Origin of the sequence: Streptomyces sp. M-16 (assembly GCF_052114405.1) — a bacterium.
Taxonomy (GTDB): domain Bacteria; phylum Actinomycetota; class Actinomycetes; order Streptomycetales; family Streptomycetaceae; genus Streptomyces.
This window is the reverse complement of sequence record NZ_JBFRER010000045.1, coordinates 1-23,606: the sequence shown is the minus strand read 5'-3', so window position 1 is coordinate 23,606 and position 23,606 is coordinate 1. Positions and strand designations below refer to the sequence as shown.

General features: G+C 70.0%; 17 protein-coding genes and 4 pseudogenes. 15 read left to right on the top strand and 6 right to left on the bottom strand.

Translation table 11 applies throughout. The features are described from left to right. Nucleotides 1-18 precede the first annotated feature (18 nt). Entirely contained in the window at nt 19-612 is a 594-nt protein-coding gene (locus tag AB4039_RS21085) for an isochorismatase family protein (protein WP_266845735.1), read from the bottom strand. A gap of 537 nt (nt 613-1,149) precedes the next feature. Between AB4039_RS21085 and AB4039_RS21080 the strand changes: the two genes are divergently transcribed. The 5 genes from AB4039_RS21080 to AB4039_RS21060 are packed head-to-tail and all read left to right on the top strand — an operon-like array spanning nt 1,150 to nt 6,183. Beyond that, a complete protein-coding gene (locus tag AB4039_RS21080; RefSeq protein ID WP_266845736.1) occupies nt 1,150-1,863 on the top strand; it encodes an urease subunit gamma in 714 nt (237 codons plus the stop codon). Nucleotides 1,864-1,868: 5 nt separating this feature from the next. Then, nucleotides 1,869-3,842 (top strand): urease subunit alpha, encoded by a 1,974-nt coding sequence (locus AB4039_RS21075; protein WP_266845879.1) that lies wholly within the window; start codon nt 1,869-1,871, stop codon nt 3,840-3,842. A 49-nt stretch (nt 3,843-3,891) separates the two neighbouring features. Continuing rightward, the gene (locus AB4039_RS21070) at nt 3,892-4,566 is read left to right on the top strand and encodes an urease accessory protein UreF (protein ID WP_266845737.1); all 675 of its coding nucleotides are present in this window, start codon (nt 3,892-3,894) and stop codon (nt 4,564-4,566) included. A gap of 34 nt (nt 4,567-4,600) precedes the next feature. After that, nucleotides 4,601-5,302 (top strand): urease accessory protein UreG, encoded by a 702-nt coding sequence (ureG, locus tag AB4039_RS21065; protein WP_442271474.1) that lies wholly within the window; start codon nt 4,601-4,603, stop codon nt 5,300-5,302. Beyond that, nucleotides 5,299-6,183, top strand: a complete 885-nt coding sequence (locus tag AB4039_RS21060; protein ID WP_266845739.1) for an urease accessory protein UreD — start codon at nt 5,299-5,301, stop codon at nt 6,181-6,183. Before ureG ends, AB4039_RS21060 begins: the two co-directional genes overlap by 4 nt. 255 nt (nt 6,184-6,438) lie before the next feature. On the opposite strand, the pseudogene AB4039_RS21055 reads toward AB4039_RS21060, so the two are convergent. Next, a pseudogene (locus tag AB4039_RS21055) lies at nt 6,439-6,614 on the bottom strand (IS3-like element ISRhosp5 family transposase); the annotation flags it as partial. Nucleotides 6,615-6,621: 7 nt separating this feature from the next. Between AB4039_RS21055 and AB4039_RS21050 the strand changes: the two are divergent. The 5 genes and pseudogenes from AB4039_RS21050 to AB4039_RS21030 all read left to right on the top strand — a co-directional run. After that, nucleotides 6,622-7,422: pseudogene (locus AB4039_RS21050) on the top strand (IS3 family transposase); the annotation flags it as partial. A 557-nt stretch (nt 7,423-7,979) separates the two neighbouring features. Continuing rightward, nucleotides 7,980-9,965: an RICIN domain-containing protein gene (locus tag AB4039_RS21045; RefSeq protein ID WP_266845740.1), complete on the top strand. Its 1,986-nt coding sequence runs from the start codon at nt 7,980-7,982 to the stop codon at nt 9,963-9,965. A 143-nt stretch (nt 9,966-10,108) separates the two neighbouring features. Then, nucleotides 10,109-10,714 (top strand): hypothetical protein, encoded by a 606-nt coding sequence (locus AB4039_RS21040; protein ID WP_442271473.1) that lies wholly within the window; start codon nt 10,109-10,111, stop codon nt 10,712-10,714. Between the two features lie 547 nt (nt 10,715-11,261). After that, nucleotides 11,262-12,131: a papain-like cysteine protease family protein gene (locus AB4039_RS21035; protein ID WP_442271472.1), complete on the top strand. Its 870-nt coding sequence runs from the start codon at nt 11,262-11,264 to the stop codon at nt 12,129-12,131. A 14-nt stretch (nt 12,132-12,145) separates the two neighbouring features. Beyond that, nucleotides 12,146-13,081, top strand: a complete 936-nt coding sequence (locus AB4039_RS21030; protein ID WP_266845743.1) for a hypothetical protein — start codon at nt 12,146-12,148, stop codon at nt 13,079-13,081. Between the two features lie 465 nt (nt 13,082-13,546). Here AB4039_RS21030 and AB4039_RS21025 read toward each other — a convergent pair. From AB4039_RS21025 to AB4039_RS21015, 3 genes and pseudogenes are all read right to left on the bottom strand, one after another. Further along, nucleotides 13,547-13,894 (bottom strand): annotated as a pseudogene (locus AB4039_RS21025) (transposase); the annotation flags it as partial. Nucleotides 13,895-14,230: 336 nt separating this feature from the next. Beyond that, nucleotides 14,231-15,418 (bottom strand): M6 family metalloprotease domain-containing protein, encoded by a 1,188-nt coding sequence (locus AB4039_RS21020; RefSeq protein ID WP_442271471.1) that lies wholly within the window; start codon nt 15,416-15,418, stop codon nt 14,231-14,233. Nucleotides 15,419-15,482: 64 nt separating this feature from the next. Further along, nucleotides 15,483-16,748 carry an alpha/beta fold hydrolase gene (locus tag AB4039_RS21015; protein WP_442271470.1) on the bottom strand — a complete coding sequence of 422 codons (1,266 nt, stop codon included), beginning with the start codon at nt 16,746-16,748 and terminating at the stop codon, nt 15,483-15,485. Nucleotides 16,749-16,954: 206 nt separating this feature from the next. Between AB4039_RS21015 and AB4039_RS21010 the strand changes: the two genes are divergently transcribed. Next, nucleotides 16,955-18,709 carry an ABC transporter substrate-binding protein gene (locus tag AB4039_RS21010; protein WP_442271469.1) on the top strand — a complete coding sequence of 585 codons (1,755 nt, stop codon included), beginning with the start codon at nt 16,955-16,957 and terminating at the stop codon, nt 18,707-18,709. A gap of 67 nt (nt 18,710-18,776) precedes the next feature. Here AB4039_RS21010 and AB4039_RS21005 read toward each other — a convergent pair whose 3' ends face one another. Next, entirely contained in the window at nt 18,777-19,976 is a 1,200-nt protein-coding gene (locus AB4039_RS21005) for a M6 family metalloprotease domain-containing protein (protein ID WP_442271468.1), read from the bottom strand. Nucleotides 19,977-20,076: 100 nt separating this feature from the next. On the opposite strand from AB4039_RS21005, the gene AB4039_RS21000 reads away from it, so the two are divergent. The 4 genes and pseudogenes from AB4039_RS21000 to AB4039_RS20985 all read left to right on the top strand — a co-directional run. Continuing rightward, nucleotides 20,077-21,042: a LysR family transcriptional regulator gene (locus tag AB4039_RS21000; protein ID WP_442271467.1), complete on the top strand. Its 966-nt coding sequence runs from the start codon at nt 20,077-20,079 to the stop codon at nt 21,040-21,042. A gap of 91 nt (nt 21,043-21,133) precedes the next feature. Then, nucleotides 21,134-21,319, top strand: a pseudogene (locus AB4039_RS20995) (hypothetical protein); the annotation flags it as partial. Nucleotides 21,320-21,814: 495 nt separating this feature from the next. Continuing rightward, a complete protein-coding gene (locus AB4039_RS20990; protein ID WP_266845880.1) occupies nt 21,815-22,909 on the top strand; it encodes a baeRF2 domain-containing protein in 1,095 nt (364 codons plus the stop codon). A gap of 113 nt (nt 22,910-23,022) precedes the next feature. Beyond that, the coding region (locus AB4039_RS20985) for a CapA family protein (RefSeq protein WP_442271487.1) at nt 23,023-23,606 on the top strand (584 nt) is incomplete at its 3' end.

Sequence of the window (23,606 nt, the reverse complement as noted above, 5' to 3'; positions counted from 1 at the left end):
TGTGTTGGCGACAGCCGCTTATCGCGGGGCGGGTGCCTCACCGGAGAAGGTGACGCCTGCCTGGCGAAAGTCGTCCAGGGTCGACGCTGTGGTGTCAGGGGCGACGCCTACCGAGTAGTCCAGGAGTACGCGGGCGCGGAACCCGGCCTTGACGGCGTCCAGCGCGGTCGCGCGCACGCAGTGGTCCGTGGCGATGCCCACCACGTCGACGTCTTCCACACCGCGGGCGCGCAACCAGTCCGCCAGGGATGTGCCGTGTTCGTCGGCGCCTTCGAAGCCGCTCTTGGAGGCACTGTGGGCGCCCTTGAAGAAGACGGCATCCACCTTGCCGCCGGTGACGGTCGGGGCGAAGTGGGGGTGGAACTCACCGCCCTCGCCTCCCGCCACACAGTGCACGGGAAAGCTGTCCTTGTAGTCGGGTGTGTCGGAGAAGTGGCTTCCCGGATCGATGTGGTGGTCCCGGGTCGCGACGACGTACTGGTATTCGTCACCCGCGCTCCGCTCGACGAGGTCGGCGACCGCCGTCGCGATCCGCGCGCCGCCCGCGACGGGCACACTGCCCCCTTCACAGAAGTCCTTCTGCACATCCACCACGATCAGGCCTCGGCTCATCACATACATCCTTCGGCACGACAACACGGCCCTCGCGTTTTACGGTGTTTCTCCCGGCCACCGGAAGCCCCAGCGGACTGTGCTCACCCGCATGGCGCAAGGGCATCACCGCAGGAACGATTCGCACGCCCGATGCCGGTCGAGCTCACCGCGCGGGCCGGGCGCACGGAATGCCTGTTGAGCCCCCGTGGTCCGATCCTCCGGGCGCCGGATGCCGATTTCTGCATCCGGAGGCGGAGCTGGTCGGCCCAGTTGCCGCGGGGAGGGGTTCCTATCATTCCCGGCACCGTTTTTTGGGCGCTCTGTTCCGGCGACCACTCATTTGAGTACCGTGCGGCCAGTACGTCGCTTTGGTCCCATCGGCGTGATCACGATGGTTTCACGTTGAGTTGGGGCTGGATGGCCACGGAGCTGTGCCAATAGCGCCGGAAACAATGCCGTAGAGGGCAGGTCCGGACTGTGGGTGCGCGTGGCCGCGTCCTCGGCTCATGGCCCAGAGCAGGAGCCCTGGGCGGGAGCGACTGCAGGGAAGTGACTGTGCACCTGACCCCCCACGAACAAGAACGTCTGATGATGCACGTGGCGGCCGATGTCGCGGAGAAGCGGCGGGCACGCGGCGTGCGGCTGAATTATCCCGAGACGATGGCGCTGTTGATCGTGCATGTCCTTGAGGGGGCCAGAGACGGTAGGACCGTCGCCGAGCTGATGTCCTCCGGACGGAAGGTGCTGTCCCGGGAGGAGGTCATGGAGGGCGTCCCGGAGATGATCGAGAACGTCCAGGTGGAGGCGACGTTCCCCGACGGCACGAAGCTGGTCACGATTCACGGCCCCTTCCCCGATGCAGCCGGGGACGAAGAACCGGTCGTCTCTCCAGGGAAGGTGGACTTCTCCCCGCGGAAGGGTGACGAGGTGGTGATCTTCAACGAACGCCATCGGCAGCTGAACCACGTAACGAAGATGACCGTCATGAACCCGACCGACCGCCCCATCCAGGTCGGCTCCCACTACCACTTCGCCGAAGCCAACGACGGCCTCAGGTTCCCCCGTAAACAAGCGTGGGGCCTGCGTCTGAACGTGCCCGCCGGCAGCTCCGTACGTTTCGAACCCGGCATCACCGAAGAGGTCGAGCTCGTGCCCATCGAGGGCGCCCGCGTCGTTCACGGTCTGCGCGACAAGGTCAAGGGCCTGCCGCAGAAGGTCAAGGGCTCGCTCGACAACGTCAAGGGATCGTTCGACAGGGAGCAGGTGTGAATTCCATGGCTCAGTGCCCCGACTGTTCCTGCTGCCACGACGAACCCAAGCCGTCCGACCCGTTGACCCGCGCCGCCTACGCGGACCGGTACGGCCCGACGACCCGCGACTGTATTCGCCTCGCCGACACCGCATTGCGAATCAAGATCGAGGACGACTGGTCCGGAGGCCCCGGGCGCAGCGGCAACGAGATGGTCTTCGGCGGCGGCAAGGTGATCCGTGAGTCGATGGGCCAGTCCATCGTGCCGCGTGATCCGGGCAAGGCCAGGCCCGGCAAGCCTGCCGGCGACACCGTCGCGGTACCTCCGGACACGGTCATCACCGGCGCGGTCGTCCTGGACCACTGGGGCGTCGTAAAAGCGGACGTCGCCATCCGGGGCGGGAACATCGTCGCGCTGGGCAAGGCGTACAACCCCGAGACGATGGACCCTCTGCACGAGGAGGGGGCCAGTCACAACGGTATCGGCCCGAGGCCCACCGACTTCGTCATCGGTCCGGACACCGAAGTCATCGCGGGCAAGGGGAGGATCCTCACCGCCGGCGGCATTGACACACATGTCCACTTCATCTGCCCCGACCAGGTACATGAGGCGCTGGCCGCGGGGGTCACCACGCTCATCGGCGGCGGTACGGGGCCGGCGGAGGGCAGCACGGCCACCACCGTCACACCGGGCTCGTGGCACATCGACCGGATGTTTGAGGCGCTGGACGGCTTCCCGGTGAACATCGGACTCCTCGGCAAGGGCGCCACCATGTCGAAGGAGTCCATGCTCGACCAGGTGGACGCCGGCGTCATCGGACTCAAGATCCATGAGGACTGGGGCGCGACCCCGGCCGTCATCAAGAAGTGCCTGGAGGTCTGCAAGGAGACCGGGGTTCAGCTCGCGCTCCACGCCGACTCGTTGAACGAGGCCGGCTTCGTCCAGGACACCATCGACGCCATCGACGGCCGCTCCATCCACATCTTCCATGTCGAAGGTGCCGGCGGTGGCCACGCCCCGGACATGATCAAGATGGTGAGCGAGCCGAACGTGCTGCCCGCCTCCACCAACCCCACCCGGCCACTGACCGTCAACACGGTCAAGGAGCACTTCGACATGGTGATGGTCTGCCATCACCTCAACCCGAAGGTCGAGGAGGATCTGGCCTTCGCGGACTCCCGGATCAGGCCCTCCACGATGGCCGCCGAGGACATCCTCCATGATCTCGGAGCCATCTCGATCATGTCCTCGGACGCCCAGGCCATGGGCCGCATCGGCGAGATGATCATGCGTACCTGGCAGACCGCGCACGTCATGAAGGTCCGCCGCGGCTTCCTGGAAGAAGACCAGCCTCTGGACGAGCCGGAGGCCGAGCCGAAGAGCAAGAAGGCCAAGGACAAGACGCCGGCGCTTACGACTCCGCCGGCCGAACCGCCGGTGGCTGACAATCGGCGCGCCCGCCGGTACGTCGCGAAGTACACCATCAACCCGGCCCTCGCGCAGGGCATCGACGCTGTCGTCGGGTCGGTGGAGACCGGCAAGCTGGCCGACTTGGTGCTGTGGGAGCCGAAGTTCTTCGGGGTGAAGCCGCACGTGGTCATCAAGGGCGGGCAGATCGCCTACGCGCAGGTGGGCGACGCCAACGCGTCCATCCCCACCCCCCAGCCGGTGCTGCCTCGCCCGATGTGGGGTGCTACCGGTCTGGCCCCCGGTTCTCTCTCCTACAACTTCGTCACCGAGCGGGCCATCAAGAACGGTGTCGCCAAGGGCCGCAAGCTGACCAAACAGTTCAAGGCCATCACGGACACACGTCCCGTCAAGAAGGCCGACATGAAGGAGAACGGTGCCACCCCCCACGTCCGGATCGACCCCGACACCTACGAGGTCATCGTCGGCGGAGCGAAGGTGACGGACGTGACGACCTTCGTCGACGGCCAGATCGTCGACCGCGCCTACGTCTCCGAGCTTCCCATGGCACAGCGCTACTTCCTCTTCTGACCGACGACCCCGGCCCCCGCAGGACCTGAGCTGTGAAGAGGAACGAACAATGAACTGTGCCGCGCTGCTCATTCTGGCCGACGGCCGCTTCCCCGCCGGAGGCCACGCACACTCCGGCGGCGCCGAAGCGGCCGTGGCGGCGGGCCGGATCAAGGATGCCGGCTCGCTGGAGAATTTCTGCCGGGGCCGGTTGCACACTGCGGGCCTGGTCGCGGCGGCGCTGGCCGCCGCGACCGCCGCAGGGCATGATCCACTGGCCCTGGACGGGGCCGCTGACGCCCGCACCCCGGTGGCAGCGCTGCGGACCACAGCCCGCAAGCTGGGCCGGCAGATGATGCGGGCGGCCCGCGCCACCTGGCCGTCGCCCGAACTCGACGCCCTGGCCGCAGCCCGGCCCCGGGGCGCCCACCAGCCAGTGGTGCTGGGCCTGGCCGCCCGGTCGGCCGGCCTCACCCCCCTGGACGCCGCGTATGCAGCCGCATACGAAACCGTCAGCGGGCCGGCCACGGCGACAGTCCGGCTGCTGAGCTTGGATCCGTTCGACGCCACCGCGGTGCTGGCCCGCCTGGTCCCGGACATCGACCGTGTCGCGGCCGCCGCCGCAACGGCGGCCCAGCGCATCCCCGAAGAGGGCATCGACGCACTGCCCGCTGCCTCCGCGCCGCTGCTCGACATCACCGCACAGCAGCACGCCGCCTGGCCGGTACGCCTCTTCGCCTCCTGACCACCCGCCACGAAACACGACGCAAGGAGCCTGTATGCACCTCGGCCACGAACTCGACGAAGAGTTCCCCCGCCGGCACACCTACCGCGCCGCCGACCCTGCGCGCCCCGACGGAAGCCGACGCGCCCTGCGCATCGGACTGGGCGGACCGGTCGGCTCGGGCAAGACCGTCACCGTCGCCGCCCTGTGCCGGGCACTGCGCACCGAAGTGTCCATCGCCGTCGTCACCAACGACATCTATACCCGCGAGGACGCCGATTTCCTGCTCCGGGAGGCGGTCCTGCCACCCGAGCGGATCAAGGCCGTCGAAACCGGTGCCTGCCCGCACACCGCCATCCGCGACGACATCTCCGCAAACCTCGAAGCAGTCGAGGACCTGGAAGAGGAGGTCGGCTCCCTCGACCTGGTCCTGGTGGAATCCGGTGGCGACAACCTCACCGCCACCTTCTCCAAAGGACTGGTGGACAGCCAGATCTTCGTCATCGACGTGGCCGGCGGCGACGACATCCCCCGCAAGGGGGGACCCGGCGTCACCACCGCAGACCTCCTCGTCATCAACAAGACCGACCTCGCCCCCTACGTCGGCTCCGACCTTGGTGCCATGGCCCACGACGCGAAGGCCCAGCGCGGTGACCTCCCCGTCGCCTTCACCTGCCTCAAGGAGGAAGGCGGCGTCAAACCGGTCACCGACTGGATCCGCGAACGCCTCACCGACTGGACCGCGGGCCCCGCATGACCCTCACCACCGAGCACGCCCAGCCGACCGACCGCCACACACCTGTCACAGGCGTACGGGCCACGGCCCGCATCACGGCAGCAGCCAGGGGCGGCACCACCACCCTGCCCGTCCTCGACGGCGATGGCCCCTTCGAACTCCGGCGCCTTCGTTCCCGCGGCACCGAGGCCCGCGTATGCATCGTCGGCGCGATGAGCGCCCCCCTCGGCGGCGACCGGCTCCGCATCGAAGCCATCGCCCAGCAGCACTCGCAGCTCCACATCACCTCGACCGCCGCAACCCTCGCCCTCAAAGGGCCCACCACGGCACACGCCACCTACGACGTGCACCTGACCGTGGAAGAGCACGCGGAGCTCCACTGGCTGCCCAAGCCGCTGATCTGCGCGGCCGGCAGCAACCTTCGCCAGACGTGGACGATCGATCTCGCTCCCACCGCACGGCTCCTCCTGCGCGAAGAGCAGGTACTCGGACGCACCGGTGAACTTCCGGGCCACGTGGTTACCCGGCTCACCGTCCGACACGGAGAACACGTACTCCTTGACCAGGAAGCCGAATACGGCCCAGGCGCACCAGGCTGGGACGGGCCTGCCGTCCTGGGCCACCACCGAGCGACCGGACAAATCCTCAGCGTCGATCCCGCCTTCGAGAACAAGCCACCCAAGATCCAGGTGCTCAGGGACGCGCCGGAAGACGGCCAAGCCATCCTCACCCCACTGGCAGGGCCTGCCGCACTCGTCACCGCCGTCGCCCCAGACGGCCTCCGCCTGCGCCACCTCATGAACACGGTCCATAGCACCCATCGACGCCCTGCCACGGCGGACCACACCCTCGCAGAAGGCCCTCCCCCAGAGGCACCTCCCGGCATACCGGCGAACCTATAGACCGGTCAGACGAACGAGGCACCGGGACTGCTCGTTCACGCCGCCTCTCGTCCTTCCCACGTGTCGCTGCGGGCGGCCCGGCCCCGAGCAGGTCGCGGAAGTCAGCGCTGACACCGGCATCGACCGCGGGGCGTGGCGGCGCCCGCTCCACTTCGTGTGGTTGCGTCTGGACGTGTCCGGGGCGTGCCGACGTGCCGAAGTTCGGGGAAGGCGTACAGCCCTCAAGCGGCTGACCTGCCACAGCCCGTCGTGGGCGCCCTGGAGAGTCTCGCGTTTCAGGGATGCGTGGAAGCTTTCGCAGGCGGCATTGTCGGCGCTGGTGCCGACCGCGCCCATCGGCCGGGTGACCCAGAGTTGGTCGCAGAGGCCGGCGAAGGCCCGGGAACGTATTGCGCCCCGTGGACGGAGTGGAATACGGCGCCGTCCAGGCCGCCGCGGGAGTTCAGGAACGACGCTGTCGCGCTCTACCGCGCCGCGGCCGGGAAGCGGACGTACGCGGCGGTGGCCGCGGATCTCGGCATCACCGCGGAGTCGCTCCGGACGTGGGTCCGCAAGGACGAGGCCCAGGCCGTGCCTACGGGCCGCGACGGCAGCGTGAGTGCGGCGCAGGAGCTTGCCCGGCTGCGGGCTGAGAACGCCAGGCCGCTCAAAGCCGAGCAGGAGTGGCGGCTGGAACGCGAGATCCTGCGCCGGGCAGCCGCCTATTTCGCCCGGGAGATGAAGTGAGCAACCGCCGCTGGGCCTTCATCTCCGACCACCGCGCCGACTTCGGCGTCAAGCGGATCTGCCGGATGCTCGGAGCGTCCCGCGCCGGCTACTGCCGGCATCTGGCCACCGGGCAGGCCCGCGCCGGGCGCCAGGCCGAGGAGAAGCGGACCGTGAGCGAGATCCGCGCCGACCACACCGAGCACCATGGCGCCTGCGGCGCCCCGCGCGTCCATGCCGAGCTGCGTGCGAGAGGACGCAGGATCAACCGCAAGCGCGTGACCCGGCTGATGYGGATCAACCACATCGCCGGCCGGCACCTGCGGAAGAAGAAACGGACGACGATCGCGGACAGGACCGCGCCGCCCGCGCCGGACCTGGTGATGCGCGACTTCACTGCGGACGCCCTGAACACCAGGTGGTGCGGCGACATCACCTACATAGCCGTCGGCCGGGTCCACGGCGCGGTCTTCCATACCGACAGGGGCGCCCAGTACAGCGCGGCCGCTTTCCTTGAAGGTCTGCCGCCTGCATGTGCCCGGTGTGTGCCGATCACTCCTGCAGGGGGCGTGAGTTCGACGGGATACGAGACGAAGGTTCGGGCCTAGAAGGTCAGTTCGGGCCCAGGCTGCACAACCCGTGGGCAACTGGCCCGGTCACGCATCAAGGCCTCCGCATCGCCGAGTCGTCATCCGCAGGCAGAGCGGAGGGATTCCTCACTGCTCGTAACAGGAGGAATTCGGCCGGTAGTAAATAGGTGAATCACCGACTGAATTACCGTCAACAGGCCTCATCAATTATCTCGATCCCATAACGACGCCATTGAAAAAGCCTGGACCTTTCCTGGTCTACACGCATAACTAGCTTACTGTTAAATAGAGTTGACGGATCATCAAATTTGACCGCCAAGGTAACGGTCAGATACCTCAAAGCCCATTCCTGTTTGTCCGAATTCTCCACCTCGCTCGTCTGGCAGGGTTTCGTGCACCCACTCCTCCGACCAAGGATTTGAGGTGCGCATGACGGGTAGCCGTCGAAAGAAACGTGAACACCGGCGCAAACCCCGCCGGTTGATAGTCCTCACCGCCGCCATGGCGTCGGCGGCAGTGATAGCGGGGGGCATCGCCTACTCCGGACTGGGCGACAACGCCCAGGCGGGGAGCACCACTCAGGCCGACGCAGCCGCGGACACCCTCGTACCGGCCGCCGCACCAGTCCGCGATGCGGAGCCCGCGGCCATCGCGGACGCGCCCGCCAACGACACCGCGCGCGGCATGGTCTTCGACGGCCTCAAGGCCGCGCCGAAGGGCGACAAGTGCGTCGGCGTCTACCGCACGGAAGCCGGGCTCTGCAGCCACGGCCCCGACGCCCCGCCGAAGGACGTCGACATCAAGGCCGACGTCGCCCCTGCGGTCAAGACGAAGGCCGTGGCGGCCGATCCGACCCGCCCGGAGTCCGGCGAAGCAGCTGCCGCCGGAGGCGGCGGGCGTCCTCAGGACGCGCCCGCCGCCGACGCGGCCACCGCCAAGGCCCCGGCGTCGAAGGCCCCGGCACCCGCTGGCGGCAGCGGCCAGACCGTGGCCGCCGGGCCCTCGGGGCAGACCGTCCAGTGCGACGGCGACGGCAGCAGCGGCAACCGCGTCCAGGTCGTGTACGTCCACGGCCCCGACCGCGACCGGTACTCCGAATACGTCGCTTCGTTCCGCAAGTGGGCCGCCGACGCCGACCTCATCTACTCCACGAGCGCCCAGGAGACCGGCGGCGTCCGGCACATCCGCTACGTGACAGCCGCCGACTGCACGCCGACCGTGCTCAACATGGAGCTCCCCGCCTCGGCGCTCGCTGAGTTCAGCGCCACCAACAACGCGCTGGCCGCCAAGGGCCTCGACCGCCGCGACCGCAAGTACATGATCTTCTCGGACACTCAGGTCTACTGCGGCATCGGCACCTTCGCCGGCGACGAGCGGCCCGGTCAGAACAACCAGAGCAACTTCGGCCCCTCGTACGGCCGTACGGACTCCGGCTGCTGGGGCGGCCACACCGCGGCGCACGAACTCGGCCACAACCTCGGCGCGGTGAACAACAGCGCCCCCAACACCAGCCGCGGCGCCCACTGCACGGACGAGTACGACGTCATGTGCTACTCGGACACCCCGTACTACCCGCAGATGCGCAACGTGTGCACCAACCAGGCCGCCGAGAACATCCTGGACTGCAACCACGACGACTACTTCCACACCAACCCCAAGGCCGGAAGCTACCTCGCCACTCACTGGAACATCGCCGACAACCAGTTCCTGATGAAGGGCAAGGGCGGCAACCCGAACCCCGACCCCAACCCGCAGCCCACCACGAAGCCCACCCCCACCCCGACCAAGAAGCCCGGTGGCGGGCCGGCCGTGACCGTCGGCCAGGTCCGGTCCAACTCCGCGGTGGCAAGCTGGCCCAAGGTCGACGGCGCCGCCTGGTACCAGGTGCTCCTCAACGGCAAGCACCTCACCTGGGTCCAGTCCCAGACGCTGAACATCTACAACCTCCAGTCCGGAACGGAGTACAAAGTCGCTGTCTCGGTGCGCGACGCAGCCGGCCGTGACAGCGGCCCCGGCAGCGTCACCACCTTCCGCACCACCAGCGCCGGCGGCGGCACCACGACCCCCGGCACCCGCTACACCTTCGGCAACGGCAGTACCGGCATGGCCGCCGAGCTGTGGGGCGGCCGCGCCGCCGACGGCACCCTCCTCGTGGGCGCGCGGGCCGACGGCTACGCGCAGCAGCAGTGGCTGTTCGAGGACGCGGGCGGCGGCCTGGTCCGTATCAAGTCCGCGGTCTCGGGCAAGTGCCTGCAGGCGGGCGGCGCCCCCGCCGCTGGCATGTGGATCGCCCAGCAGGCGTGCGGCAACGCCCCCACCCAGCAGTGGAAGCTGAACTCACGCTCCGGCACCACCCCCATTACCGACGCGAGCGGCGGCTACGCCCTCACCGTGAGCAACCGGCCGTACTACGGGGACTGGCTGCTCGACCTCCAGCGTGCCGACGGGCGCGCGTCCCAGGTCTGGACGGTCCAGAAGGTCGGCTGACCTTCGACCGTCTGATCAACCGTCGGCGGACGGCTGTATTCCCCATGCGGCCGTCCGCCGGCTCCCTCACGGCACCGCACCTCCACCGCACCGCAGCGGTGGCGGCCACTCGCATCCCACCGCACCAGGGAGCACCACAACCGATGCGTACACGCCACAGCCTCCCCGGCCGTACCGGACTCGGGGTCCTGTTCCTCCTCCTCGCCCAGGCCGTGGCCCTGGCGACCCCGGCCCAGGCCCACGGCGACACCGTCAAGGTCGTGATCAACGGGCAGCGGGAGGGTCACCTCACCACCGACATCACCTGGGAGAACGACGAGGACGCCATCGAGGAGGCGGTCGCCGCCACGGTGAACGCGACCAGCGCGGACGGCAGCCGCGCGATGGGCCCCTGGAAGCTGGTCCGGGACGCGGGCACGCGCACCGGCTGGAGCACGGCCGAGGTCCTGCCGGCCGGTACCTGGAAGGTGCACGTCCACGTCGGGTTCCCCTCACTGGGACACGCCGAACGCGAGGTCTCCGTACCGGTCGTCGACCCGGCGCCACCCAGCACTTCCGCCGCGCCCACCGCTCCCGCTCCTGCGAGCCCCTCGGCCGCCGCATCCGCTTCGCCCGCCCTGGCCGGCGGCGGCAGCACCTTCTCGTGGACCACGGCGGGCGTGGCCGTGGCCGCCCTCGCGGGGGCCGCTGGCGGGATGCTGCTGGTCCGCCGGGCCCGAGCCCGCAGGCAGGCGCGGGGCGACGGGTGAAGCGGTCGGTAACCAGGCCGTCGTATGAGCCCAGGCCTGCGTTCCACCAGCCCGTACGTGGCCGACTCCTCCGTCAGCGGCAACACCAGCGGCATCCAGCCGTACGCGGGCTACTGGCATATCGGGGGCGACGAGCTGGCACGGCCGACACCGTCTCACCGGCACCTGGAGCAGCGCGGGCACGACATTCACCACCAAGCCCACCCTAGGCACCACGCCGCTCGGCACGTTCGCAACCATCCCCGACGGCTCAGCCGTCCACAGCGCCCAGCTGGCCACCGCCACACTCTCCGCGTCGCTGGGCACCAGCTACAGCATGGCCCTGACCAGCACGGGCACCGACCCGCTGTGGATCCGGTCCAAGGAATCAACGGCTACGGACGCCACGCCGCAGCTACTCCTCACCTTCGGCCCGAAGTAGCCACCCCACGGAGTGCGGGGCCGCCGAGCCAGGGGGCCGCAGCCGCGCCCCCCCGGTATGTGTCCCGCACACCGGACGACCAGGTTGCCGGTCAAGCAAGTTCCCGCATTTCTCAGACCAAGGAGCATGATGCACAAACGTCGCGCGTCCCGCCGCAAGAAAGCTCTGATTGCCGCGAGCACCGCCTCACTCGCCGGCGGTCTGCTGTTCGGTTTCAATGCCCTCGCCCAGGCCGATGTGGTCAGCGGCACGGTCATCGGCGGGCAGGGCAACTACAAGACCGTCAACCACCGGGCCAAGCCGTCCCTCTCGGCCCAGGTGAACGGCTCCTCGAAGGTGGGCGACAAGATCCAGATGTCCTGCCGGACCACCGGCGACACCGTGGAGAACAACCCGCGGTGGATCTTCACCGGCTCGTACTACATCGCCGACACCTTCATCAACGAGAACACCACCGCCCTGCCGGTCTGCGGTTCGAGCCCGAACCCGAAACCCACCCCCACCCCTCCCCCCACGACCGCGAAGACGCTCAACATCGACATGCAGAAGCAGGTCAGGACCCAGTGGTGCTGGGACGCCTCCGGCGTGACCATCGCCAAGCACTGGGGCCGCTCCGTCAGCCAGGAGCAGTTCTGCCAACTCGCCGCCCAGGGCTCCTGGGTGGACTGCAACAACCAGCCCGCGACGCTGGAAGACATGGCCAACGGCCTGGCCAGGCTGGGGCTGAGCAACAGCGGCCGCAGCCTGTATCGCAACGCCTCGTTCAGCGAGTCGGTCGCCGAGATAGCCRCAGGCCGGCCGTTCGCCGTCCGGATCGGCTGGCGCACCGGCGGTGGTCACATGAACGTCATCTACGGCTACGACAGCGCCACCAACATGGTCGCGGTCGGGGACCCGTGGCAGACCACCCAGACCTACACCTGGTGGAACCACGCCACTTACGTGAACAACAACTCGTTCCAGTGGACCCACTCCCGCATCGGGATCCAGGGCTGAGGAGAAGACCGACCATGCAGACCACCCGACACACCAAGCACACGGCAGTCCGGGCCGCCGTCCTCGCCACGGCCGCGCTCGCCGCGGCCCTGAGCGGAATCGTTCCCGCACAGGCCGCGGAGGGCGACGGCATCGCGGGCTACCCGTCCGCCCAGCAGGCCGTCCGCAGCGACCAACTCCGCGACACGGTCTCCCGCTTCCTGGTCTCGGCCCGGCAGCACGGCACGGGCACCGGCGCGGACGGCGGCACCGTCGGCACCCCCGGCAACGCACCCGCCGCGGTCGCCGCGCCGCCCGGGTTCGCTCTCAAGGACCCGGTGCCGATGTTCGAGATCAGCCCCGAGTTCGTGACCGGCAAGACCCAGGCGACCCCGCAGACCGCGATCCGGCTCTCCTACCTGGCCTCCCGCGTGACCGCCTCCGACGGCAAGAACGCCGCCGTACTGCTCGCACCCAAGGGGAACACCCCTAACACCGGAAGCAGCCCGCAGAACGTCGGCGCCGAGGGCTGGCAGCTGGCCGGCATCCGGGACGGGGACGCCGAGGTCGGCTTCGCCGAGCGCGGCACTCCACAGGCCCGTACCTTCACGGAGCCACAGATCCACGCCTGGTACCGGCTCACCGCCGAAGGCATGGTCGAGCCGCTCAACGAGGAGGCGAACAGCGGCCTCGGCGGAAAGCGCGGCATCACCCTCGCCGCCTACCAGAAGCTGGTCACCGCCCGCTACGGCGACAAGATGCCCGGCTCGGAGTACGACCGCAAGGGCCTGGCCGGCGGGTACCGCGGCCTCGTGGAGGACCAGCCGGAGCAGGTCGCCGCCGCATCCGGGAAACCGGCGACGGAGGCGTCCTGGCAGCCGATCTCCGCCACCGGGGCCGCAGCCCTGGCGGCAATCGCCGGTGCGGTGGTGTACGCGCGCCGCCGACGGCCGGCCGCCGCCGTGCGCTAACCGCACGGATCCACCCGGCGTCGGTCCACAGGGATACGTGGGCCGGCGCCGGTGCAACTTCCGGGGCCGCGGCGCGCTGCCGAGGGCCTGTTCCGCCGAGGAGATCGTGCGCCACGTAAGCGGTGGCGCCGTGTCTCTGGTGGTGAGGGGCGGAGCGAGTGCCGCGGCGCAGGGGGAGGCGCATCCTACGTCGCTCTCGGGTACGCGGAGATGTGATCACAAGCGGGGCAACGTTTCGCTTCGCATACCCCACCGGAGATGTGGTCGTTCCTGACCTCAAGGTCTCGAACCGCCGTGCCGGGCCGGGATGCTCCAGTCTCGGTGGTAGCGGCAACCTTCGACCGCGCAATCCCGGACCGTACGAATCCGGCGTCCAGGCTCTGCAGTTCGCGGACGATCCGGTAGGAGCTCAGGCCGACACCGTTTCTTTGGGGGCTGGACAGGTTCGCCCTGGTCGGCGGGCTACTCGGCCGGGAGCCAGCACTCGGGCAGCTCCGGGCAGTCAACGGCTTGGCGGACCTCGTCGGCGGGCCGGATCCGCAAGGCCACGAACCGCGCGTACATCCACTTCAGACCGCTCTTGCCGGTGCCGGGCCGGGAGCCCTCACGCCATTGCACCGGCTTCGCCGCGTTCCTGCCTGCCTCGATGACCAGCTGTTTCACCGACCGCGGCTTGTCCGGGCACTTCGCCACGGGTGGCCGTCCGCTCTCGGAGTAGGGCTCGGCCACCGGCACTGCCTCGCCGGACCGAGCCGAGAGGGTGGTGGAGATCCCCACCACGTAGTCCACCGAGGCGTCCCGGACCGCATCGCGCGCACGCGAACGGGGACGAGGACGGGGACGGGGACGGGGACGGAGACGGAGACGGAGACGGAGGAGCTTGGCGCAGTCCCAGTGCTCGCGGAACCCACCCACACCACGGGCGAGCGGTCAGCGCACGTGAGGGAGCCTTCCGATACGGGCCGAGAGGCCATCGGACCAGCCCCCGCCGTCAGGCCCGTGACTCCCTGCCGCGCCGACGACCAGTCGAGACATGCCTGGGGCGGCAGACAACCGAACAAGACCCTTTGCGGCAGGCTCAAGGTTCGCGGCACACTCGACGTGTGGGTCCCGGGGAATCAAGGTGGACGCGGCCGGCCCGGACCGGAGTCACTCCATACTCAGCCGCACCGTGTCTCCCCTCCGTCCGCCCGCGAGGACGTCGATGCGCACGCCGGTCGCGGGGTCGGTGAAGCTCTGTCCGGGTGCGTACGCGGCCAGGTCCAGCGGGGTGCAGCCGCTGGGCGGGATCGTGGTCGGGTTCGCGTTCATGATCCGCACCGGGCCCTCGCCGGTCCGGGCGGCGGAGTCGACCTTGTAGACGAGAACGCCGGTGGAGCAGGCGGCCGCGTCGTTGCCCTGGGCGCGACGGGATTCCGCCACATATGCCGTCGTCTCACCGGTCCGCAGCACGGCGATCTTGGTTCCGCCGGGTCGTTCCACCGGGGACAGCCGCACCGTTCGGCGACCGGACGCGGGCAGGCAGGCGACCTCGTCGTCGCGGGTCCACCCGAGCTTCCAAGAGTGCCAGCCGAGGTACTGCGGGGCGTGGCCGGCGATGTTACCCATGACGTCCCAGCCGCCCACGTACTGGTGGGTGGCGCCGGCGAACGAGTACAGGTCGGGCAGCCCGAAGGTATGGGCGGTCTCGTGGGCCGCGACCTTGTGACCCCAGCGCCACATGTCCTGTCCGAAGGTGATGGCCCATTTGATGCGGGTGCCGTCGGCGGTGATGCCGGGTGTCGCCGGGTCGTACAGGTAGGTCGGTGAGAAGGGGATCGCGGTCGCCGTCCTTGTGGGGACGACGTAGACCATGTCGTAGCGGGAGAAGTCCGCGTAAGGGTCGGCGGCCGTGATCGCGTCGCGAAGGTACTTCTCGTGGGCCTCGAAGGTGAGGCCACGCGCGAAGCCGTAGGAGGTGGACTCGGCGGGCATCCGGATCCAGCGGTGGAGTGGGGTGTTGTCCAGCCGCAGACGACCGTAGCTCGCGCGGCCCATCCAGTCGGGGGCCGGGGCGAGCTGAGCGGCGTACGGCTCGGTGGAGTCGGTAGCCGGGGCGTCGGGGAAGTCCACGTACAGCGTCAGGACGCGGCGTGTTCCGGTGGCGGGCTGGAACCGGGTCCGGTCGGTGTCGTGTCCCTCGTCCGTCCAGCCGGTCCCGCCGGGGAGGGCGCAGCCGGCGGCTGGAGGCGGCGAACCGGGGGCAGCGGCCGCGGTGGGGGCGGACAGGCAGGAGATGGGGGCGACGACCGCGACGACTGCGGCGAGCGGCAGCAGGCGGTGGAGCGGGTTGGTCATGTCTCTCCCGTCGGAGGCAGATTGAGGGGGTGCGGGGGGCGGGTGTGAGGGAGCTGCGCGCGTCCTACGCGCGATCCGCGGCCAGATCCATCAGGCGGGACAGAACGCGGCCGCCGGAGGCGGTGACGCCGTCGTGCTCCCATTCGTTGGTGACCCATACCCGGGTGGCGCCGACCTCGCGCGCGGTGCGCAGGGAGAGCCCGGCGTCCACGTACATGTCGTCGTGGTAGACGAGTGCGGCGAGCGGGACCCGGTTGGCGGCGAGGCGGTGGGGGTCGTACAGCGGTGGCCAGTCGGGGCGTTCGGCGAGCAGATCGGCGGCGTCGGCGAAGGGACGCAGGCCCTTGATCTCGCGGAACATCCAGGGGTAGATCATTTCTCCGGTGAGCAGGAGGGGGTCGGCGTCCTCGGCGAACTCGGGGAAGGCCGCCAAGGCCCTGGACGCCGCCCAGCCCGTCGACCCCGTGCCCTGGCCGTACAGGGTCTCCTGCATGACGGCGAAGAGCGGGTTGTCGGTGAAGCCGGTCAGTGTCATCACCTGGTGCATGAAGGTGTTGGTCAGCTTCCCTTCCTCGTCGAGGGATTCGTCGAGAAGCCAGTGGATCCGCTCGAAGCCGTCACCCATGCCGAGGGCGAGGCCGAGCGTGCGCAGGCGGTGGGGGGTGAGCCGGTCTCCGTCGGGCAGGCGCACATCGGTGGCAGCCAGGAGGCGGGCGATGTCGCGCAGCCGGGCGGCGTCGCCGGGGTAGCGGGCGTAGAAGTCGAGGACGCGGTCCCGCACCCGGGGGTAGGTGCGGGCGTAGACGTCGTCGGCGGTGGCCGAGAGGCCAGGCAGGCCGCCGGTCACGCAGCAGGCCCGCAGACCTTCGGGGGCCTGGGAGAGATAGGTGAGGGTGATGAAGCCGCCGTAGCTCTGACCGAGGGTCTCCCAGGGCTGGTCGCCGCACAGCTGCCGGCGGATCAGTTCGGCGTCCGCGACGATCGAGTCGGCGCGGAAGTGGCCGAGATGGTCGGCCAGCCGGGCCGGTGAGGTGAAGCGGGAGGCCGCCCGGGCGGTGACGGGGGTGGAACGGCCCGTGCCGCGCTGATCCAGGAGGAGGACCCGGTGGGTCTTGAGGGCCTGGGGCAACCAGCCGGGTGAACCGGCGGACGGCCTGGGCGACTTGCCACCGGGTCCGCCCTGCAGATAGAGCAGCCAGGGGAGTTGCCGACCTGCTCGGAGCGCATCGGTGACCTCCCGGGCGAAGATCTGGATGGTCGGACCGTGCGGGGCCGCGTGGTCCAGGGGGACGGTGAAGACGTGGTCGACGGTCGCGTACGCAGGGTTCATGGGTCCCTTTCGCGGCCGCATGGCCGCCAGTGACGTATGACATTGCGCAACAGCATGGCGCGGCCAACGGCGGCCGCGGAGCCCCCACTTACCCATAACTCCGCGCTATGGAGGCGCGACAATTGTGAGTGCCATTTCACATAACTATGTTATCGGTCACATTCCAGCCTCCTCAGGCTGCCCGACTGTTCATGGAGTGACCACTGATGAACAAGCGCACTCTCCACGCCGTCGCCACCGCCCTGGCGGCGACCATCACACTCGGCATGGCCGGCTGCTCCAACGGCAGTCACTCCGGTGGCAGTCGGCAGGACAAGGACGCGAAGAACCCCGCACTCGCCAACGCGGGGACCACAGTCGGCGGCACTCCGCAGAAGGGCGGCACGCTGACCGTCTTGTCCAACCAGGACTTCACCCACCTCGACCCAGCCCGCAACTGGGTGATCGGCGACATGGACTTCGGCACCCGGCTGCTCTACCGCACTCTGGTGACGTACAAGGCGGAACCGGGCGCGAAGGGCGGAGAGCTGGTCCCCGACCTCGCCGAGGACCTCGGTGTCTCCTCCAACGGCGCCAAGACCTGGACCTTCACGCTCAAGAGGGGCCTCACATACGAGGACGGCACTCCGATCACCGCCCAGGACGTCAAGTACAACGTGGAGCGGTCCTTCTCCCCCGACCTGCCCGGTGGCCCGGACTACGCCGCCCGCTACCTGGCCGGCGCCGAGGGCTACCGGGGCCCGGCCCAGGGGCAGCACCTCGACTCCGTCAAGACCCCCGACGACCACACGATCGTCTTCGAACTCCGCAAGCCCTTCGCGGAATTCCCCAACGCCACCGTCCTGCCCACCTTCGCCCCAGTGCCCAGGGCCCAGGACAAGGGCCCCCAATACGACAGCCGCCCGTTCTCCTCGGGGCCCTACAAGATCGAGTCGTACGACCGGGACAAGCGGCTGGTGCTGGTCCGCAACCCCCACTGGGACCCGGCGACGGACACCGTACGCAAGGCGTACCCGGACAGGCTGGTCGTGGTGATGGGGCTGAGGGCCAACCAGATCGACGACCGGCTCATCGCATCGGAGGGCGTGGACGCCTCTGCCGTCTCCTGGGGGAAGCTGCGCCCCGAGAGCACCCCCAAGGTACTCACCAAGGCCGACGTCAGGGCACGGCTGCTGGCCGAGTCCACCAACTGCACCGAGATGGTGCAGATGCACACCGGCCGCGCCCCCTTCGACGACATCAAGGTCCGGCAGGCCGTGCAGTACGCCCTGGACCGCGAGGCAGTGCTGACCGCCTCGGGCGGCCCGGCCCTCAACGACCCGGCCACCGCACTCATGCCGGGCTCGCTCTTCGGCGGCAAGCAACCCGACACGCTGGGAATCCCGGCAACGGGTGACGTGGAGAAGGCGAAACAGCTCCTGAAGGAGGCGGGCAAGCCGGACGGGTTCACGACCACCATCACCGTCTCCAACGGGGACAAGGGGGTTGCCGAGGCGGTCCAGCAGTCCCTGGGCCGGGCGGGGATCAAGGTCACGATCGACACCGTCGATCCGTCGGCCTTCTACGACACCATCGGTGACACCAAGAACCGCACCGCCCTCGTCTACACCGGCTGGTGCCCCGACTACCCCTCCGGCTCCACCTTTCTGCCCTTCCTCTTCGACGGCCGCTACATCAAGGAGAAGGGGAACACCGGAAACCACTCGCTCTTCCGCGACGAGGCGACGATGAAGCGGATGGACGAGATCGCCGGCATGACCGACGCCGCGCAGGCCAACACGGCGTGGCGGCAGCTGGACGGGGAGATCCTCGCCAAGGCCCCGACGGCACCCGCCGTCATCGAGCGCATGCCGCTGCTGCTCGGCACCAACATCGCCGGCGCCTTCGGCCACACGTCCTTCGGCGGCCAGCTCGACTACGCCACGATCGGGCTCAAGGACCCGGCGAAGAGCGGCACCTGAACCCACCCCGCGCAGTGCCCCCGGCTCCTTGGCGTGGACCCGGGGGCACTGTCGCGTCCTGCCCCATCTACGACTTCGTGATGCGTACGGTCTCGCCGTAGCCGTCAGCGGCGAGCACGTCGATCCGTACCCCGGCCGCCCCATCGGTGAACGACTCGCCCGCCCAGAACGGGGCGTCGTCCAACGGGCGGCAGCCGCTGGCGGGCGCGGCGGCCGGCTTGGCATCCATCACCCTGACCGGCCCCTGGCCGCTCCGCACGGAGGCATCGACCTGGTAGATCAGGGCGCCAGTCGAGCAGGAGTCCTCGTCCGCCTGGATCCCGCGCCTGGACTCGACGACGTACGCGGTCGTGGGGCCGGTGCGGATCACCGCCATCTTGGTGCCGCTGCCGTACTCGACCGCCGTGAGGTACACGGTGTCGCTGCCCTTCACGGCCCGGCACACGACCTGGCCGTCCCCGGTCCAGCCGAGCTTCCAAGAGTGCCAGGCGAAGAACTGCGACCCCCGGCCGCCGATCAGGCCCATCACGTCCCAGCCACCGACGAACCGGTGGGCGTCGCCGCCCGCCTCGAAGGCGTACAGGTCGGGCAGCCCGAAGGTGTGCGCGGTCTCGTGGGCGACCAGCTTGGCACCCCAGTGCCACATGTCCTGGCCGAAGGTCACCGCCCACTTGACCCGGCGGCCGTCGGCCACCACACCCGCCGTGCCCGGCTCGTACACGTACGTGGGTGTGAAGGAGATCGCCGCCGCGTTGCGCGTCGGCACGACGTACACCATGTCGTAGCCGGAGAAGTCCACGTACGGATCGGCGGCCGCCACCGCGTCCTTGACGTACGCCTCGTGCGTCTCGTGGGTCAGGCCGCGCGCGAAGCCGTAGTCGGTGGAGGCGCGAGGCATGCGAAACCACCGCTGGTGCTGGTCGATCGCGAGCCACGTCTTGCCGTACGAGGCGTACCAGAGCCAGTCCGCCCCGGGCGTGATCTGCGCGGAGTCCTCACTCGGGGCCTCGGTGGCCGGTGCGTCCGGGAAGTCCACGAAGACCATGGCGACCTTGTCCGTGCCGGCGGGACGCCGGAACACCGAGTAGTCCGTATCGTGCCCCTCGTCCGTCCAGCCGGTGGTACCGCGCAGGGCGCAGGCCGACGGGCTGTCAGCGGCGCCGGCGGGCGGCGCCAGCAGCAGGAGGAGCAGCAGTGCGGCGGCCAGGGCAGCCGGCAGCCCGCGCGTGGCCGTCAGGCGGCGGATGGGCCTGGATCTGAGTCTCATGGACGCACAACCTCCCGTAAATCACGTGTGACATTTCACATAAGATTGACGGGATCCGGCTCCTGTCCGAAAGCTGTCGTCGCTCCATAACATGCGCGGCATGGAACTGGAGGTACGGCACCTGCGGGTGGTGTGCGCGATCGCCGACGCCGGCAGCCTCACGCGGGCCGCCGCCGCGCTGTCCATGACCCAGCCTGGCCTCAGCACGCAATTGCGCCGCATCGAGTCGATGCTCGGCGGTGCCCTCTTCGACCGGCGGCGGGCGGGAGCCACACCCACGGCCTTCGGTGAGCTGGTGCTGGCCCGGGCCCACGCCGTCCTGCCAGGCATCGACGCGCTTCTCGCCGATACCGCCCGCGCGGCCCGCCACCTGGCATCCCCGGACCGGGTCCGCGTCGGATCGGTCGGCGCTCCCCTCATCGGCCACCTCATCCTGGCCATAGGGAGGTTGCTGCCCGAGGCCGAGGTGACGTCCCGGTGCCACTACTCCCCCGTCACCCTGCTGGACGACCTCGCCGCCGGCCGCCTGGAGGCGGCGGTCCTCGGCGACCACCCGGAGCAGGTCCTGCCGCCGCGCGACGGGGTGGTCCTCACCCCCCTGGTCACCGAACCCGTCTTCGCCCTGCTGCCCACGGCCCACCCGCTGGCCCGCCAGGAAGCCGTAGCCCTGACCGAACTCGCCGATCACGACTGGGCGATGCCCCGGCCCGACGGCGACCGCACCCGCGAGTACTGGTCCTCCGTGTGCGCACTGACCGGCCGCCGCCCATCCGCCCCGCACGAGGCCGAGGGGCGCCAGCTGGTCGAACTGGTCCGCGCGGGCCTGGCCGTCAGCCTCTGCCAGGCCACCTTCTCGGAAACCCCCGGCGTCGCCGTCCGCCCCCTCGCGGGAAACCCGCTCTGGTACCGCCACGTCCTGGCCTGGCACCGCGACGGCCCACTGACCCCCCACGGCGACACCATCCTCCGCACGGCGGCGGCCGGCTACCTGGACACCTGCACCGCCAGCCCGGTCTACGCGAACTGGCGCCGCCGCCACCCGACCCTGGCCCAGCCGTCCACATAGACCACAGGTCAGGCACCCTTCTGCCACCGGATCCAGGATCGCCAGGCCGACCGATAACACTGAGTCGCGGAACGGCGCTGTGTGGCCCAGGATGCGGCCCGCTGTCGGCGGGCCGGGATCACCGGGAGGTCGGCTTCGCCGCTCAGTCCGCGGACGCGCACGGTCGACACGCACCACGGGCGCGCACTGCCGTTTCCGACTCGCCCGGCGGACTTCGCCTGAGGTACCGGAGCCGCTGGTCGCACAGCTGCGGACCGGTGGCCGGCTCGTCCCGCCCATCGGCCCCGGCGGTCATGAACGCGTCGAGCTGTACGAGCGGCTCGGACAGGGCGTACAGGCGGAAGAAGTAGTGGTGCGGCCCGTGCCCCGGCGGAGGCATCGGCCCACCCCAGCCCACGCGCCCAAAGTCATTGGGCCACGGCAGCCCGCCCCGGGGTTTCTGCCCCTCCGCGGTCCCCTCGGGCGCCGCCGACCAGGCCGGGGGCGGCGAGACGTTCTCCCCCTCCCCGCTGAACCGACGGGGGATCGCGGTGTGGTCGTCGAACGCGGCGCTGCTGAGTTTCATTCCGGTCATGCGCGGCGCACTGCCCGCGGGCAGTGGCGCGGACACCGGCCCGCCGGGCAAAGCACCCGATCAGCGGCGTCCGCCCGCCGAACGCGCGCCGCCAACGGGCGGTCCTCGCCCACACCGTGGCGGGATCGGTCGCGCCCGACATCGTACTGTTCCGTATCCGACCGCGTCAGTGTCATCATCAAAGGTGGAGTGGTGGTGATGCGGCTGTCGTTCCTGGAGCCCCTGTACGCCGAGCCCGGCCCGTTCGCCTCTGTTTACCTCGACACATCCCGTGACGTCGAGCATCCGGAGCGTGCGATCGACCTGCGCTGGCGACGGCTGCGCGACGCCCTGGCTCGCCAGGGTGCGGACCCGCCGACGCTCACCGCCATCGGACAGGTGGTCGGCGAGGATGCGGATGTGCCCGGGCCGCACGGGCAGGCCATCTTCACCGCCCACGGGGCTCTGGTGCTGGACGGAGAGCTGCCGCAACCGCCCGCCCACGACTCCGCGCGCTACAGCACGCTGCCCGACGCGATGCCGCTGGTGACCCAACACCTGCCGGACATCCCCTATCTGGCTGTGCTCGTGCACTACCGCGGACTGCCCACGGCCGAGACCCACGGCACCGTGACGGTCCAGGCCGAGGCGGGGGTCTGGCCGGCATCCACCGTCGCCCCGGGAGAGCGGCTGCACTTGCAGGTCCCGGTGGCGGAGTGGCACGACGCCGCCGTCCGGCTCGGCCACCGGCTGGACGAGTGGGCACGACACCAGGGCTCGGACGCCGTCATCGTGGGCGGGAACGACTGGGCGGGCAACGTCCTGGTCCGCCGCCTCCCAGGTGGGCTGCGGCGCCGGACCGTACGCGTCGCGGGGCCGGCGCCGACGGACACCGGGCGCGCCCTGCTGGAGCCGCAGCTGATCAGCGTCTTCCACGGCCGCCCGGCCGCGCACGACTTGGAGCTCGCGAACATGTACATCGGCCGGCGGGCACTGCACGGAGCCGCGTCCGAGGGCCTGGCCGCCACCGTCGCCGCACTGCAGCGCGGACAGGTCTCGGCGCTGCTGCTCAACCACCCTCCGTTGTCCTCGCTACGGCTGTGGACCGGCCCGCAGCCCTCCCAGATCGCCCTGGCCGAGGACGAGCTGAGGTCCTTCGGGGTACGGGCACCCCACGAGGACCATGCCGACGAGGCTCTGGTGCGGGCCCTGGTCGGCACCGGGGCCGAACTGGTCGTCGTACCCCAGGACGAGCTGCCGCTGCGGGACGGCGTCGGCGCCCTGCTCCGCTACACGGACGCGGGGACGCCGTGACGGTCTTCGAGGAGTACCACCACGCTGGAGCGCCGGCCGAGATCCCAGTGGCCGGGTCCTGGCCTGGACGGACGCAGGGTGATCTGATCACGCTGTGCCTCGCCGGCGACGTGATGCTCGGCCGGGGCGTCGACCAGATACTGCCGCACCCGGGTGATCCGGCGCTGGCGGAGTCGTACGTCCGGGACGCCCGCCGCTACGTCGAGCTGGCGGAGGCGGCGAACGGCCCGATCCCCCGCCCGGTCGACTTCTCCTGGCCCTGGGGCGACACGCTGCGGATCCTCGACCGGGCCGCGCCCGACGCCGTGGTGCTCAATCTGGAGGTCAGCGTCACGCGGAGCGACGACTTCGCCCCCGGCAAAGCGGTCCACTACCGCATGCATCCCGCCAACCTGCCGTGCCTGGCCGCCGCCCGGCCCGACGTCTGCGTCCTCGCGAACAACCACGTCCTCGACTTCGGCCGCCGCGGGCTCGCGGAGACCCTCGACGCGCTGGCGGACGCCGGGTTCGCCGTGGCGGGGGCGGGACACGAAGCGGACGAGGCCCGCCGGCCGGCGATCGTCCCCGCCGGGGCCGGCCGGCGGATCCTGGTCCACTCCTTCGGCATGCCGTCCAGCGGAATCCCGCCCAGCTGGGCCGCCGCCGCGGACCGGAGCGGGGTCGACTACGTGGCCGAGGCCTCGGAGAGCGCGGCGGC

Bases quoted from the DNA above. Each gene is read 5' to 3' on its own strand.
- AB4039_RS21085 (WP_266845735.1), bottom strand. From the start codon at position 612: ATGAGCCGAGGCCTGATCGTGGTGGATGTGCAGAAGGACTTCTGTGAA.
- AB4039_RS21075 (WP_266845879.1), top strand. From the start codon at position 1,869: ATGGCTCAGTGCCCCGACTGTTCCTGCTGCCACGACGAACCCAAGCCG.
- AB4039_RS21070 (WP_266845737.1), top strand. From the start codon at position 3,892: ATGAACTGTGCCGCGCTGCTCATTCTGGCCGACGGCCGCTTCCCCGCC.
- ureG (WP_442271474.1), top strand. From the start codon at position 4,601: ATGCACCTCGGCCACGAACTCGACGAAGAGTTCCCCCGCCGGCACACC.
- AB4039_RS21060 (WP_266845739.1), top strand. From the start codon at position 5,299: ATGACCCTCACCACCGAGCACGCCCAGCCGACCGACCGCCACACACCT.
- AB4039_RS21045 (WP_266845740.1), top strand. From the start codon at position 7,980: ATGGCGTCGGCGGCAGTGATAGCGGGGGGCATCGCCTACTCCGGACTG.
- AB4039_RS21040 (WP_442271473.1), top strand. From the start codon at position 10,109: ATGCGTACACGCCACAGCCTCCCCGGCCGTACCGGACTCGGGGTCCTG.
- AB4039_RS21030 (WP_266845743.1), top strand. From the start codon at position 12,146: ATGCAGACCACCCGACACACCAAGCACACGGCAGTCCGGGCCGCCGTC.
- AB4039_RS21020 (WP_442271471.1), bottom strand. From the start codon at position 15,418: ATGACCAACCCGCTCCACCGCCTGCTGCCGCTCGCCGCAGTCGTCGCG.
- AB4039_RS21015 (WP_442271470.1), bottom strand. From the start codon at position 16,748: ATGAACCCTGCGTACGCGACCGTCGACCACGTCTTCACCGTCCCCCTG.
- AB4039_RS21010 (WP_442271469.1), top strand. From the start codon at position 16,955: ATGAACAAGCGCACTCTCCACGCCGTCGCCACCGCCCTGGCGGCGACC.
- AB4039_RS21005 (WP_442271468.1), bottom strand. From the start codon at position 19,976: ATGAGACTCAGATCCAGGCCCATCCGCCGCCTGACGGCCACGCGCGGG.
- AB4039_RS21000 (WP_442271467.1), top strand. From the start codon at position 20,077: ATGGAACTGGAGGTACGGCACCTGCGGGTGGTGTGCGCGATCGCCGAC.
- AB4039_RS20990 (WP_266845880.1), top strand. From the start codon at position 21,815: ATGCGGCTGTCGTTCCTGGAGCCCCTGTACGCCGAGCCCGGCCCGTTC.